Origin of the sequence: Bacillus sp. JJ675, assembly GCF_036963165.1 — a bacterium.
GTDB lineage: Bacteria > Bacillota > Bacilli > Bacillales > Bacillaceae > Bacillus > Bacillus glycinifermentans.
Map to the genome: position 1 here is coordinate 18,487 of NZ_JBALMR010000097.1, position 14,022 is coordinate 32,508.

The 14,022-nt window shown below is 46.0% G+C and carries 16 protein-coding genes and 1 pseudogene; 13 read left to right on the plus strand and 4 right to left on the minus strand.

Going from position 1 to position 14,022, the window contains the following annotated elements:
- Nucleotides 1-315 precede the first annotated feature (315 nt).
- Together recX and V7126_RS22075 are read left to right on the plus strand one after the other, a co-directional pair.
- Entirely contained in the window at nucleotides 316-1,107 is a 792-nt protein-coding gene (gene recX / locus V7126_RS22070; protein WP_046130993.1) for a recombination regulator RecX, read from the plus strand.
- Between the two features lie 4 nt (nucleotides 1,108-1,111).
- Nucleotides 1,112-1,426: a YfhH family protein gene (locus V7126_RS22075; RefSeq protein ID WP_175076875.1), complete on the plus strand. Its 315-nt coding sequence runs from the start codon at nucleotides 1,112-1,114 to the stop codon at nucleotides 1,424-1,426.
- 29 nt (nucleotides 1,427-1,455) lie between these two features.
- On the opposite strand, the gene V7126_RS22080 is transcribed toward V7126_RS22075, so the two are convergent.
- Nucleotides 1,456-1,626, minus strand: coding sequence for a YpzG family protein (locus tag V7126_RS22080; RefSeq protein WP_082142547.1), 171 nt, complete (start codon nucleotides 1,624-1,626; stop codon nucleotides 1,456-1,458).
- A gap of 27 nt (nucleotides 1,627-1,653) precedes the next feature.
- On the minus strand, nucleotides 1,654-1,803 hold the full coding sequence (locus V7126_RS22085; RefSeq protein WP_046130970.1) for a small, acid-soluble spore protein K: 150 nt from the start codon (nucleotides 1,801-1,803) through the stop codon (nucleotides 1,654-1,656).
- Between the two features lie 132 nt (nucleotides 1,804-1,935).
- Here V7126_RS22085 and V7126_RS22090 point away from each other — a divergent pair, with 132 nt between their 5' ends.
- The 5 genes from V7126_RS22090 to V7126_RS22110 all read left to right on the plus strand — a co-directional run bounded on the left by V7126_RS22090 (nucleotide 1,936) and on the right by V7126_RS22110 (nucleotide 7,453).
- Nucleotides 1,936-2,205: a YfhJ family protein gene (locus V7126_RS22090; RefSeq protein WP_175076874.1), complete on the plus strand. Its 270-nt coding sequence runs from the start codon at nucleotides 1,936-1,938 to the stop codon at nucleotides 2,203-2,205.
- A 38-nt stretch (nucleotides 2,206-2,243) separates the two neighbouring features.
- Nucleotides 2,244-3,356, plus strand: a complete 1,113-nt coding sequence (locus V7126_RS22095; protein WP_175076873.1) for an NAD(P)/FAD-dependent oxidoreductase — start codon at nucleotides 2,244-2,246, stop codon at nucleotides 3,354-3,356.
- A 191-nt stretch (nucleotides 3,357-3,547) separates the two neighbouring features.
- Nucleotides 3,548-4,507, plus strand: a complete 960-nt coding sequence (locus tag V7126_RS22100) for a glycosyltransferase family 2 protein (protein ID WP_175076872.1) — start codon at nucleotides 3,548-3,550, stop codon at nucleotides 4,505-4,507.
- On the plus strand, nucleotides 4,476-4,877 hold the full coding sequence (locus V7126_RS22105) for a GtrA family protein (RefSeq protein ID WP_082094103.1): 402 nt from the start codon (nucleotides 4,476-4,478) through the stop codon (nucleotides 4,875-4,877). The genes V7126_RS22100 and V7126_RS22105 overlap by 32 nt, the downstream gene beginning before the upstream one ends.
- Nucleotides 4,874-7,453 carry a YfhO family protein gene (locus V7126_RS22110; protein WP_335499180.1) on the plus strand — a complete coding sequence of 860 codons (2,580 nt, stop codon included), beginning with the start codon at nucleotides 4,874-4,876 and terminating at the stop codon, nucleotides 7,451-7,453. Before V7126_RS22105 ends, V7126_RS22110 begins: the two co-directional genes overlap by 4 nt.
- On the opposite strand, the gene V7126_RS22115 is transcribed toward V7126_RS22110, so the two are convergent.
- Nucleotides 7,450-8,433, minus strand: a complete 984-nt coding sequence (locus V7126_RS22115) for a metal-dependent hydrolase (protein ID WP_175076870.1) — start codon at nucleotides 8,431-8,433, stop codon at nucleotides 7,450-7,452. The genes V7126_RS22110 and V7126_RS22115 overlap by 4 nt on opposite strands.
- A 225-nt stretch (nucleotides 8,434-8,658) precedes the next feature.
- Between V7126_RS22115 and mutY the strand changes: the two genes are divergently transcribed.
- Nucleotides 8,659-9,744: an A/G-specific adenine glycosylase gene (gene mutY, locus V7126_RS22120; protein WP_046130965.1), complete on the plus strand. Its 1,086-nt coding sequence runs from the start codon at nucleotides 8,659-8,661 to the stop codon at nucleotides 9,742-9,744.
- Between the two features lie 25 nt (nucleotides 9,745-9,769).
- Here mutY and V7126_RS22125 read toward each other — a convergent pair whose 3' ends face one another.
- Nucleotides 9,770-9,994 (minus strand): hypothetical protein, encoded by a 225-nt coding sequence (locus V7126_RS22125; protein WP_046130964.1) that lies wholly within the window; start codon nucleotides 9,992-9,994, stop codon nucleotides 9,770-9,772.
- An 82-nt stretch (nucleotides 9,995-10,076) separates the two neighbouring features.
- On the opposite strand from V7126_RS22125, the gene fabL reads away from it, so the two are divergent.
- The 5 genes and pseudogenes from fabL to V7126_RS22150 all read left to right on the plus strand — a co-directional run bounded on the left by fabL (nucleotide 10,077) and on the right by V7126_RS22150 (nucleotide 13,986).
- Nucleotides 10,077-10,829, plus strand: coding sequence for an enoyl-[acyl-carrier-protein] reductase FabL (fabL, locus tag V7126_RS22130; protein ID WP_046130963.1), 753 nt, complete (start codon nucleotides 10,077-10,079; stop codon nucleotides 10,827-10,829).
- A gap of 83 nt (nucleotides 10,830-10,912) precedes the next feature.
- Nucleotides 10,913-11,062, plus strand: a pseudogene (locus V7126_RS22135) (gamma-type small acid-soluble spore protein); the annotation flags it as partial.
- Between the two features lie 162 nt (nucleotides 11,063-11,224).
- Complete coding sequence (locus V7126_RS22140) at nucleotides 11,225-11,470, plus strand: YgaB family protein (protein WP_046130962.1); 246 nt, start codon at nucleotides 11,225-11,227, stop codon at nucleotides 11,468-11,470.
- A 165-nt stretch (nucleotides 11,471-11,635) separates the two neighbouring features.
- Nucleotides 11,636-12,166 carry a nucleoside tri-diphosphate phosphatase gene (ntdP, locus tag V7126_RS22145; RefSeq protein WP_046130961.1) on the plus strand — a complete coding sequence of 177 codons (531 nt, stop codon included), beginning with the start codon at nucleotides 11,636-11,638 and terminating at the stop codon, nucleotides 12,164-12,166.
- A 77-nt stretch (nucleotides 12,167-12,243) separates the two neighbouring features.
- Nucleotides 12,244-13,986 (plus strand): ABC transporter ATP-binding protein, encoded by a 1,743-nt coding sequence (locus V7126_RS22150; protein ID WP_175076869.1) that lies wholly within the window; start codon nucleotides 12,244-12,246, stop codon nucleotides 13,984-13,986.
- Nucleotides 13,987-14,022 lie beyond the last annotated feature (36 nt).

Genomic DNA, 14,022 nt, shown 5'->3' on the forward strand with positions numbered 1-14,022 from the left:
GGGTGGGAATCGAACCCACTAAAACCAGAGACCTGGTGGCGCACCATTTGCCTTCCCTATTCATATCAAACTGCTTTTGATTTCTATATTTTACGCAGCAAAAAAGCGAAAAGATACAAGGCTATTGCGGGAAAATTGCGCTTAAAAAAGCTCTTTTGGCGAAACCGGTAAATTTCTGCTCTTGCCCGTGATGTATTTTTGTTCGGTTTCTGCCGGTTTTCTTGATAAAATATAGACGTGATGTCCGAGCGTCGGTTAAACGCCGGAAATTTCATCATGATCTCTCAAACAGAAAACGAGAGAAGGGAGTTTTTTATGCCGTATATTACAAAAATCTCCGCCCAGAAAAACAATAAAGACCGCGTCAATATTTTTCTGGACGAAAAATACGCGTTCAGCGTTGACATGGATGTTCTCGTTAAGTTTAATCTGAAAAAGGGAAAACAGCTTGATGAGCTTGACGTCATCGAAATCCAGTATGGCGATGATATTAAAAAAGGTTTTAATCAAGCGCTCGATTACCTTTCGTACAGAATGCGCTCAATAAAAGAAGTCAAAGACCATTTAAAGAAAAAAGGCGTCGCAGATTCCGCAGTGACCGAGATCATTCATATGCTCAAAAGCTATAAATACGTAGATGACCGGGAATTCGCGGCCGCTTATGTAAGCACTCACCGCAAAACGAGCGGCAAAGGCCCTGATGTTCTATATAAAGAGCTGCAATTAAAAGGAATCGATGAAGAGCTGATCAAGGAGGCATTAAGCTCATTTACGTTTTCCGAACAAGTGACAGCCGCTGTAAAACACGCTGAAAAAGTGCTGAAAAAGGGGAAAAAACTGTCTTCCAAAGAGATGAAACAAGCAATCGAACAGCAGCTAATCCGAAAGGGATATTCATTCGATGTGATCAATTGCGCTCTTTCAGAAACAGACTATGAAAACGATGATGATGCGGAAAAAGAAGCGCTGTACAAGCATGGGGAAAAAGCAATGAGACGCTACAATTACGACGGCTCGTACGAAACGAAAATGAAAGTAAAACAATTTTTGTTTCGCAAAGGATTTCCGCTTGATATGATCGATCAATATTTAGACGAAGAGGGATGAAGAAATGGAGAAAAGATACAGTGAGATGACGGCATCAGAACTGCAAAGGGAGATCGGCCTCCTAACGGAAAAGGCGAGAAAGGCGGAGCAAATTGGGATCGTCAACGAGCTTGCCGTTCACGAACGGAAAATCGCGATGGCAAAGGCGTACCTTTTAGATCCGGCCGATTTTAAGCCGGGTCATGTATATGAAATCGAGGGTGCAGGAGAGGATTTTTATATCCGCTACCTGAACGGCGTCTTTGCCTGGGGATACCGTCTCAAATCCCCCGAGCATGAAGAGGGCCTGCCGATTTCTTTATTAAAAGAAAAGGATTAAGGCAAGCTTAACCCTTTTCATATCGGCGGCTATCTTGTACGGATGCGCGTGTTGCGCTGGAGAATGATGAGATCCTGGGTCTGCTGTGTTTCACCGTTTACCTGCGCCCGCGCATGTTTCGTGTTCGCCCAAGGCTGCGGATAGTTTTGCGTTTTCATCTGGTAAAAATCGTTTATATAAGGTTTGCGGTTTGCACACAAAGAAACTCACTCCATCCAGAAAAAAATTTAGCGTTTGCCGGAAGCCCTCATTCTTTCTTGAGGATGGGTATTCGTGCTTCCGTCAGCGCGCTTTGAAGCAAAATCATCTTTGGCCCGGGGCTCACCTTCAAATTTGTTGTCGTTCATGTTCGGAAAGCCTCTTGCTTTATTCCGCATTTGTTATAGGCTCCTCCATTCACATCCAAAATGTTTGACGTCTTCGCTTTAGAAGACGTAATGTTAGTATATGAAATGGATGACGTTTTCAAAAAGAAAGTTTTTTCCTAAAGGAAGGAGGGAAAGTTCAAGGTGGAAGCACACTTTGAAAAGCTGACAAATGCGCTTCTTGAAAAGAACCATATGCTGAGCTACGCGCAAGCCAGAACTTGGGTAGAGCTCTTGTGGGAAGACTTTGAAACGGCATTTGCCAAAGCCGGCCATCCTTACAGGGGAATAGAACTGACGGAACGCGTCGTTTTAGAATGGATTGAGGACTACGGCAGCCATCTGCATTTATTTGAGACCGACAATTCTTCTTTTCAAGACCTGTTTACCTTAGACAACGGACTGTTGCATTAGTCGTTTTTTCATTTTCTGTGCGAAAGGAATGTGATGAAATGAAGGCAATCGTTATCGGTTCAGGGATCGCAGGCGCGAGTGCCGCATATCACCTCGTGAAAAGAGGAGCGGACGTATCGATTTTGGATGAAGGGCATGAAGGGCAGTCAACCAAAGCCGGAGCGGGAATCATCTGCCCGTGGTTTTCTTCCAGAAGCGAAGACTGGTATCGTTTGGCAAGAGCGGGTGCCGCATATTACCCTTCCCTTGTATCACAGCTGAGACAAGACGGGGAAACCGATACAGGCTACGCCAAAACGGGTGCGCTGCGGGTTAGCGGAGATGTTGAAGCGCTCGGTCGAATTGAAAGAAAATTAAGAGAACAAAGGCGTGAAGCGCCTGAAATCGGTGACATCACCAGCTTATCAAACGAAGAGGCAAGGCGGCTGTTTCCTCCGCTTGCTGACGGGCTTGAAGCGATTTATGTATCAGGAGCAGCCCGCGTGGACGGCCATCTGCTGCGAAACTCGCTTATTTCGGCGGCAAAAAAGCACGGGGCCGTCTTATTGAACGGCAAGGCGGAGCTCTCTGTTGAACAGGACGTCATAAAAGGCGCAACCATTGACGGCCGGCTCCTGTATGCAGATGCGGTGATATTGGCCGGAGGCGCTTGGACGAATCAATTGCTTCAGCCTTTGGGCATACAGCTGCCATTAGAGCCGCAGCGCGGCCAAATCGTTCATTTGAAGGCCTGTGACGGGGAGACTGGAAAATGGCCGGTTGTTTTACCCGATACAGACCATTACATCGTATCATTTGACGGTTCTCGGGTGGTAGCCGGAGCGACAAGGGAAACCGGTTCAGGATTTGATTACAGAATCACCGCCGGAGGAATAGAGGAGGTCTTGGATGAAGCCTTGTCCGTTGCACCGGGTCTCCACGGTGCGGCTCTCGAAGAAATCAGAATCGGATTCCGTCCGTTTACAAAGGATTTGCTTCCCCTTCTCGGGTACATTCCGGGTGCGGACGGTTTGATCGCGGCCACAGGATTCGGCCCTTCAGGCTTAACGATCGGCCCTTACGCCGGTTCGCTCATTGCTTCTTTGGCGTTTGGAGAAAAAACGGATCTTCATATAGACCAATACCTTCCAGTAAGAGACATATCAAAATAATCGGAAACTACTCCTTAAATTTTTTTGAGTTATATCATTTTTTGCCACTTGTTCATAGATGTCTGATATAATGACAAAATAATGTTGTGGAAAATAGTGCAGCATGCCCACTGTTTTCCTTTTGTTGTGTTTTTATAGGCGTGCGAAGTTATCCTGCTTATTTTTAATATGTCCAAAAGAGGTGCCTTTAAGTGAAGAAAGGAATCGTTTCGATTATTATTCCTTCCTATAATGAAGCAAGCAACATTAAACTGATTTATGAATCATTGAGGAACGAATTTCAATCCATTGATTATGAGTATGAAATTTATTACATAAACGATGGCAGCACAGATCAAACTTTGGAGGAAATCAAAGATCTGGCGGAAAAAAATGAGCGGGTGAAATATATTTCATTTTCAAGAAACTTCGGCAAGGAAGCAGCCATTCTTGCCGGTTTTCAGCATGCCCGCGGCGATGCCGTCGTCGTCATGGATGCGGATTTGCAGCATCCGACATACCTTTTGCCTGATTTTATTAAAGGGTATGAAGAAGGCTATGACCAGGTGGTTGCCCAGCGGAATCGAAAGGGAGACAATCCTGTAAGGTCTTATCTGTCTTCGCTTTATTACCGTTTCATCAACAACGCGGTCGAAGTCGATTTAAGGGACGGTGTCGGCGATTTCCGGCTATTGAGCAGAAAAGCCGTCAACGCGCTTCTCAAGCTGAGCGAAGGAAACCGTTTTTCCAAAGGGTTGTTTTGCTGGATCGGCTTTGATCAAAAAATTATTTATTACGAAAACGTCGAACGAAAAAACGGAAAATCAAAGTGGTCGTTCCGGCACTTGCTGAACTATGGGATCGACGGCATCGTTTCGTTTAACAACAGGCCGCTTCGCATTTGCTTTTACACCGGAATGTTCATTTTGTTCCTTTCGCTTATTTATATTGTTGCAACGTTTATCAGGATTTTGAAATACGGTGTTATCGTTCCGGGCTATTTTACGATCATTTCGGCTGTTTTGTTTCTCGGCGGAGTTCAGCTTCTCAGCCTCGGGATCATCGGCGAGTACATCGGGAGAATCTACTATGAAACGAAAAAGCGTCCTCATTATTTAATACAGGAGGCAAACATCGGGCATGGAGAAGCTCATGAAAAAAATGAATCTTGAATTTATTCGCTTTGCCATTGTAGGCGTCGTTAATACGTTGAATTACTATGCGGTTTATTTGCTGCTTCACTTTTTGCTGCATATCGATTATATGGCATCACACGTTGTGGCTTTTCTTGTCAGCCTTGTGATTTCATTTTTCCTGAATTGCTATTTTACGTTTAAAACAAAGCCGACTTTTGCGAAGTTTTTGCAGTTTCCGCTCACACAGCTGTTCAATCTGGCCGCGTCTTCTTTCTTTATGTACGTTTTTGTGAACCTTTTGCACATGAACAGTGCGGCAGCTCCGCTTGCTTCCATGTTTTTAACCGTTCCTCTGACATTTCTGTTGACAGGGAAGATTTTGAAAAGAGACAGGGGAAAGATATGAAAAAAACAGCATTATTATTTGTCATATCAAGCATTGCCATTTCTTTGGCCGCCCATTTGTTTTTTCTGTTCGAATGGGCACACGGCCGCTATATGACGGGGAACGGCGACGGGCTTGCGCAGATGGTTGTGTTTAAAGCGTTCCTTTTTGACCAATACAAACACGGCAACTTTTTTTATTCCTATTCCTTCGGCCTGGGAGGCGGAATCTACAGTCAGCTTGGTTATTATTTCACGACATCTTTTGTGTTTCTTGCCTCTTTTGCCGCGGTCCTGCTGCTTCAGTTTTTTCATCTGGCGGGGAATGCAGATCCCCTGTTTTGGGCGAATGCTGCGGTTTTTATCAGCGCGGTTAAGCTCGGCCTGATTATTTTGACCGCATCGTATGCATTTTTATATATGGTGAAAAATAGAGCGGCCGCTTTTACAGGAGCCGTTTTGTACGGAACGTCGGTCATCTATTTCCGCCATACAGTGTTCTGGGAGTTTTTCAGCGATTCGATGCTCTGGCTGCCTCTGCTTGTCGCAGGAGCGGAAAAAATCATCAGGGAAAAGCGTCCGGGCCTGTTTATCCTGGCCTGCTCTTTGACGCTGTTTAACAATTTTTATTTTGCGTACATCAATTTGATTTTCATTGCGATCTATGTCGTCTTTCGCTGGTTTATTCATCTTGATGACCGCGAGGCGTCAAAGTGGGAGCAATTCAGGATGTTTTTCGCGTCGTGTCTGATTTCCTTCGGGATCAGCGCCGTTTCTTTTGTGCCTGCCGTCTACGGCTTTTTGAACAATTTGCGGCCGCCGTATGATCAGCCGGTCCCGTTGTACGACTTCACAGATGACATCTTGTTTTCGAGCCGCATCATCCTGCTGCCGGCGGCTTTTGTCTTGTTTTTGTTCGTTTTTTCCTTTTATAAAAACAAAACGTTCAGGCTGTTTGCCGGAATCAGCCTGCTCTTGGGCCTTCTTCATTTCAGCCCGCTCGCCGCGAGCGCGTTTAACGGCTTCTCTGCCCCGCAGAACCGTTTTGAATATCTGCTTGCCTTTACAATCGGTGGGGCCGCGGCCGCCGGCTTAAGCAGCATCAAAAGCATCAGGCGCAAAGAAATTGCATGGTCGTGCCTATTGACTGTTTTGGTATACGTAGCAGTCATTTTCCGCGAAGACCTTGATTTGTCGCTGCTGACAAATTGGAGCTCGCTCGTTTTGCTGTTTTTAACAATGGGCGCATTTATCGCCGCCGGTTTGCGATATCGAAAATCGCTGCTCGTTTTGCACGGCTGTGTATTGGCATCGGCTGTATTCGTTGCCAATACATATGAAAAATACGTCCTTTCGGAATCGAGTGAAATTAAATCGGTTTCGAAGAATTATTTGACGAGCAATGATTATGACGGCGAAGAACCCCGGGAGCTCCTGGAAAACATCAAAAAAGACGACAGAGGAGATCCGTATACGAGAATCGACTGGATGAACGGCGTCCGCAACAATACGCCGATGATCCAGAAATTCAACGGCTTCAGCGCTTATTCAAGCATCCTCAACAAAAATCTGCTGCTGTTTTATTGGACAGACCTTGAAGTCGATATGGGGAGGGAAAGCGTCAGCCGCTATGCGACAATGGGCGGCCGCGCCAATTTGTACAGCCTGTTGTACGGCAAGTATTATATGAGAGAGAAGGAAAACGCCTCTGATGCTCCTTACGGATTTGAGAAAACGGACGAGTCGAAACATTATGTCGTCTTTAAGAACAACTATACGCTTCCGTTTATCCGGACGGCCAATACCGTTTATTCCGAAAAAGACCTGGATAACGCGCCGGTTTTGGCAAAAGAGCATGCCATGCTGAAAGGAATCGTTTTAGAAAACCCGGGCGGAAAAGCAAAGCCTCCTACAAGCTCTGATTTGATGGGACAGACGAAGTTGAAGAAGAACGGGGCGAGCTACGAAAACGGCGTGCTCAATGTGACATCGGAAAACGGCGGAATCGATCTCATTCCGCCGGATAACGTCCCGCAAGAAGGCGACTACTATGTCACCTTTTATTTGAAGAGCCTTGCAAAAGACCAGTTTTTCAACCTGAAGGTCAATGATTACATCACCTCAAGAAAATCAAACAAGTCGATTTATAAAACGGGGGTTTACGATTTGACTATCAGGGTGCCGAAAGCGGAAAAGGTTTCGATCCGGCTTCCGAAAGGGAAATATAAGCTCGACGGTCTGAAGCTCTATCAGGAGGATTACCAAACCTTAAAACAAGCTTCTGCGAAAAAAGCGCCGGACGCACGCATGAACTGGAAACAAAACAAATTGTCGATCCAATATCAAAACAATAACGGAGACCGGTACATGGTGCTGCCGATTCCGTTTGAAAAAGGCTGGGAAGTCACAGTGAACGGAAAAAAACAAACCGTTCAAAAAGCGAACTATGCATTCACCGGCTTTTCCATCGACAAAGGGAAAAACGACATTCAGCTCGCATATTACCCGCCTTATTTCAAAGAAACGCTTGCCGTCACCGTCATCGGTCTTGCGGCCGGAATCTGGTACAGCCGGAGAAGAAAAAAGCTTGGCTCTTAAACGGAGCCAAGCTTTAATTTTTTCTGCAATTTTTCTTCGCTGAAAATCCAGCCCGTATACGACCGCATTAGTTCCAAAGAGTCACGGTCGATATGGGCGATGGCAACGAACGGATAATGTTCTTTGCTGCGGTATCTCAAATCGATAAAACGGACCTCGTAATGGTCCTTATACGTATCGATTTCCCATCTGTAAACAGGCGAAAAAGAAAGAAAGGCTGAGATGTTCTTATCCTGCTTCGCTGCTTTCATGACGGGCGAATCGGGTAACGGAACCCTGTTGAATGTATCAAGAATGACGATCTTTCCATCGATGCTTCTGCCGACGTAAAAAGCCGATTTGGCCTTGACGGCGATTCGCCACTGTCTGAATTTCATCGTCGGTGATATAATGATCTCTTCAATATCATCGATTTTCCTGCGGAGCTCTTGTTTGATCCGCCTTTGCATCACAAACCTCAGGATATAGTAGCCGGCGAGGATGCCATAAAGGGTCAAAAATGTATAGCCCTGATCTGCGCCCGCAAGCCAAACGGCGATTGCCGCAAGATGACTGACGAAGATAAACGGGTCGAATGTATTGATCAAACCGAGCGCCACCCATTTTCTTGTAAATGGTCGAAGCGCCTGGGTACCGTACGCATTAAAAATGTCGACGAACACATGCAGGGCGACTGCGGCAAGCGTCCACAGCCAAAGATGAAGCAGGTTTGCATCAGGGTAAAACAAATACAGAATCCCCGGAAACAATAATGACCAAATGAGGACGGCGGGAATTGAATGGGTAATTCCCCTGTGATGTCTAATATAAACAGCGTTGTTTTTCAACTTTAAAATTGTATCGATATCCGGCGCCTGTGATCCGGCGATTGTCGCGATCATGACGGCCTGAGCCATTGCCGGGTCCATTCCGACGGCGGGATCAAGCGTCGCGATGCCGCCGAGCGCAACACCCATGACAACGTGTGTGCCAGTATCCATTGGTGACCTCCCCTAACGGTGTTTCAAAAATCGTATTCCATTGCCTTATTCCCAACGCCGTCCCAATACCAAACAGGAAAAGCAGCAGCTGAAATATTTAACGCTTTTGCTTTCCTCGCTTTTCATGTAACATGTTTATCGTGTATACATTTAGTTTACAACAAAAAGCCAAAAGAACAAAAGTGCAGTGTGTAAATGTGACGAGGACAGGCAAGGAGAAGTTTCATGATTGATCTGAAAAATAAATTAGAGCAAAAAAATATTAAACAATTTCAAGAAGATTTAATTTCTTGGTATGAAAAAGAAAAACGGGATCTTCCGTGGCGTTCTGACAGCGATCCTTATAAAATATGGGTTTCCGAGGTCATGCTGCAGCAGACCAGAGTGGAGACGGTGATCCCGTATTTTAACAATTTCATCGAAAAGTTTCCGAACGTAAAGGCTCTGGCTGAAGCTGATGAAGAAAAGGTGCTGAAAGCCTGGGAAGGACTGGGCTACTATTCCCGTGTCCGGAATCTGCAAAGCGCAGTCAAAGAAGTGCATGAACGATACGGCGGAGTTGTTCCTTCCTCAAAAGAGGAATTTGGCGGTTTGAAAGGCGTAGGTCCTTATACGCGAGGAGCGGTGCTCAGCATCGCCTACAACCAGCCTGTACCGGCGGTCGACGGCAATGTGATGCGGGTGATGTCACGCATTCTTTCGATATGGGATGACATCGCAAAACCGAAAACCAAAACATTGTTTGAAAACATCGTTGAAGCCTTTATTTCTAAAGAGAAGCCTTCTGAATTCAATCAAGGGCTGATGGAGCTCGGCGCCATCATCTGCACGCCGAAATCGCCTTCCTGCCTTTTGTGTCCCGTCCGTGAACATTGTTCTGCTTTTGCGGAGGGGTGCGAAAAAGAGCTGCCCGTCAAAAGCAAAAAGAAAAAACCCGGGGTGAAAAGCCTTGCCGCTGTTGTTCTGACAGATGAAGAAGGCTCAGTCTACATCCATAAAAGGCCGGGATCAGGGCTGCTTGCGAACCTGTGGGAATTTCCGAATACAGAAACGCAAAAAGGCCTGAAAACAGAACGGGAGCAGCTTTCGGCATTTTTGAAGGAACAAGCCGGAGTCGATGCCGAAATCGGTCCTCTTGAAGGAGTCGTCGAACACGTCTTTACACACCTAGTCTGGAACATTTCCGTTTTCTTCGGGAAAACGCGCAATCAGCCGGATGATTCCTATTTGAAAAAAGTAACAATAGAAGAGCTTGATGAATACGCCTTCCCGGTATCACACCAGAAAATATGGAATATGTATATGAAATAGGCAGCTTGACCGTGCATGCTGCCCGTTAATCATACTGAATATCGGTGCCGTGCGTATAATCGGCTTCACGGCGGCTCAGACCGCCTCTTGTTTTAATCTCTTTTACAACCTCCACATATTCCGCATGTCCCTCTTCATTTAAGAAGGGCATCATTTGCTGGAAGGCGTGGTGGAAATAGAGGAGCTCCGCATCTTTCCATTCGTGCTTCGGCGTTTGATCGAGCTCGCTCATGTCACGTCCGACGTACATAAGGCGAAAGCCTCCTTTTGAAAAAATGGATGACATTATTTTGCAACGAATTGAAATAACTATACTAGGAGATGAATAAAAGATGGAACAAAGAAAATGCGCGCTTATTACAGGAAGCAGCAGGGGAGTCGGAAAAGCGGCTGCTCTGAGGCTCGCGAAAAACGGCTACAATATTGTCATTAACTATGCGAGAAGCAAAAAAGCAGCTTTGGAAACCGCTGAAGAAATCGAGCGTCTCGGCGTAAAAGCGCTTGTTGTCAAAGCGAACGTCGGCCAGCCGGCGAAAATTAAAGATATGTTTCAGCAAATCGACGAGGCGTTCGGCAGACTTGACATATTTGTCAACAATGCCGCATCAGGCGTTCTCCGCCCGGTTATGGAGCTTGAAGAAAGCCATTGGGACTGGACGATGAACATCAATGCCAAAGCTTTGCTTTTTTGCGCCCAGGAAGCGGCGAAACTGATGGAAAAAACAGGCGGCGGCCATATCGTCAGCATCAGCTCGCTCGGTTCGATCCGCTATTTGGAAAACTACACGACGGTCGGCGTATCAAAAGCTGCGCTTGAATCTCTGACAAGATATCTCGCTGTCGAGCTCTCGCCGAAAAATATCATCGTCAATGCCGTATCCGGCGGGGCAATTGACACAGACGCACTGAAGCATTTTCCAAACCGCGAGGAGCTTCTCGAAGATGCCCGGAAAAACACACCTGCCGGCCGCATGGTTGAGATCGATGACATGGTCGATGCGATCGAATTTTTGGCATCCGGAAAAGCGGATATGATCCGCGGCCAGACGATCATCGTTGACGGCGGCCGTTCCCTGCTCGTTTAAATTTTTGTGCATGAATGAATAGGATATCACCCGACTGCACAATCTAAGTGTCGTGGAGGTGATATACAATGGCTAACCAACAATCCAAAACAAACGCACAAAAAGTAAGACAACAAAACCAAGCTTCTGCACAAGGTGGTCAGTTCGGCACTGAATTTGCCAGCGAAACTGACGCGCAGCAAGTAAGACAAAATAACCAGCAAGCTGAGCAAAAGAAACAACAAAACAGCTAATCACTGAAACAGGAAAAAGCGCTTCACCATTCGGTTGAGGTGCTTTTTTCTTTGCGACAAAAATTCCGAATCTTAGGCAGAATCAGTCAAAGGACATTTCCCATGTATAGAGAAATGATACATAGGCAATAAATGGAGTAGAGCAAAGAATGGAGGATATCAATGCCGGAATTTGAAAACTTGGTTCAGGGCCAGATGGAGATTATGGACAAGTTGTTATACCTTCAGGCAGAGATTGAAAGATGCCAGGAGATCGAAAAAGAACTGATGGCCCTTGAAAAAAAAGCCCAGCTATTATCAATTCGGGAAGACATCTCCCAAAAACGAAGAGATCTCGCCGCTATTCAGGATTTGTTTCAAAAACAGACGGAACAGGTCATACAGGCTTACCAAAAAATCGAAGCCTAAAGTTTATCTTTATCGCTTTCCTGAAAAAAGAGCCATTCCTGGTCCGGAGTGGCTGTTTTATTTTCATTTTTTATTTTCAACCGTTATAATAAATAAAAGAACTGTCGGACAGGCGATGTGAAACACTGACTTGTAAGGCTTTTGCAAAGAAAGTAGGGGAGAAACATGGGCTTTCCCAAGGAAGGAGAAACCATTCAAATTCATAGCTACAAGCACAATGGGCAAATTCATCGAATATGGAGCGAAACGACGATATTAAAAGCAACGGAATTGTGCATCATCGGCGCCAACGACCGGACGGTGGTCACCGAATCAGACGGCCGGACATGGGTGACACGAGAGCCCGCCATTTGTTATTTCCATGCCAAGCAGTGGTTTAACGTCATCGGCATGCTTCGCGAAGACGGCATTTATTACTATTGCAACATCAGCTCGCCGTTTGCTTTGGACGATGAAGCCATCAAGTACATCGATTATGATCTGGACGTGAAAGTCTTTCCCGATATGACCTACCATATCCTTGATGAAGACGAATATGCAGACCATAAAAAAGCGATGAATTATCCGAAGGAAATAGACGGCATCTTAAGATACCATTTGAATACGCTGCTGCACTGGATTCACCAAAGGAAAGGGCCGTTTGCTCCGGAGTTTATCGATATTTGGTATGAACGGTATCTCCATTATACAAAATAAACCAACAAGCCTGTTGAGTATCAACAGGTTTTTTGCAGTGGACTCACACTATCAAAAATAGAGAGGGGGATGTGAGTGTGGGTATTATCAGAAGATATATGGAATTTGTCAAGCCGTATAAGTGGAAAATCATCGTTACAGTTCTGATCGGCATCATTAAATTTTCGATTCCTCTTGTTATTCCGCTCCTTTTGAAATATGTAGTCGATGACATTATTCAAGGAAACGGAACGGTCCAGGAAAAAACATCTTCACTATTTACCGTAATGGCGGTCGTGTTCGCCATTTTTTTGCTGCTCCGGCCGCCTGTCGAATACTACCGGCAGTATTTCGCGCAATGGACGGCAAGCAAGGTGCTGTATGATATCAGAGACAGGCTTTTTTCCCATATTCAAAGGCTAAGCCTCAGATATTATGCGAATACCCGCGCCGGCGAAATTATTTCAAGGGTGATCAATGACGTCGAACAGACAAAAGAATTCGTCATCATCGGGCTTATGAATGTTTGGCTTGATGTGATGACGATTTTTATCGCCATCGCCATCATGATGACGATGGATGTGAAGCTGACGATTATTTCGATCATTTTATTCCCGCTTTACGGGCTGTCGGTTAAATATTTTTACGGCAGGCTGAGGATCTTGACGAGGGAGCGGTCCCAGGCTTTGGCCCAAGTGCAGGGCCACCTTCATGAAAGGGTTCAGGGTATGCCTGTGATCAGAAGTTTTGCCATCGAAGAACACGAACAGAGGCAATTTGACAACGAAAATGGAAACTTCCTCGGCAAAGCGATCCGCCATACGGCATGGAACGCGAAAACGTTCGCAGTAGTCAACACGATTACAGACCTCGCACCGCTCATCATCATTACGGTTGCAGGATACCACGTGATTCACGGTTCGTTGACGGTCGGAACGATGGTAGCGTTTGTCGGGTATATCGAAAGGCTGTATAATCCGTTGAGGCGGCTTATTAATTCGTCGACAACATTGACCCAGTCCGTCGCATCGATGGACAGGCTGTTCGAATTCATCGATGAGCCGTATGAATTAAAGGATAAACCGAATGCTGTGAAAGCAGGCCGTTTAAAAGGCGTCGTCGAATTTAAAAACGTCTCGTTTCAATATGAGGAAACAAACGACATGATTTTGCAAAACCTGTCTTTAACGGCAAACCAGGGCGAAACGGTCGCACTCGTCGGCATGAGCGGAGGGGGGAAATCCACGCTCGTCAGCCTGATCCCGAGGTTCTACGATGTCACGTCAGGGAGTCTCTTAATCGACGGTGTAGACGTCCGGGATTACGAGGCGAGAAGTTTAAGAAACCAGATCGGCATGGTGCTGCAGGACACCTTTTTGTTCAGCGAATCGATCAGGGAAAACATTTCGATCGGAAATCCGGAGGCATCGATGGACCAAATCATTGAAGCGGCAAAGGCGGCGAATGCCCACGATTTCATTATGGAGCTGCCTGACGGTTATGAGACGAAGGTCGGTGAACGGGGAGTCAAGCTTTCAGGAGGGCAGAAGCAGCGGATTTCGATCGCACGGGTTTTCTTGAAAAACCCTCCGCTATTAATCCTGGATGAAGCCACCTCTGCGCTTGATCTTGAAAGCGAGCATTATATTCAAGAAGCGATGGAAAAGCTCGCGAAAGACCGGACGACTTTTATCGTCGCCCACAGGCTGTCAACGATCACGCACGCCGATAAAATCGTCGTGATTGAAAACGGACAAATCGCCGAAACGGGAACCCACGAGGAGTTAATGAACCGCGAAGGCCATTATAAGCATTTATTCACCATTCAAAAACTGAATTGATATAAAAGCCCGGCTTCAATGATATGCTCCCCTAAA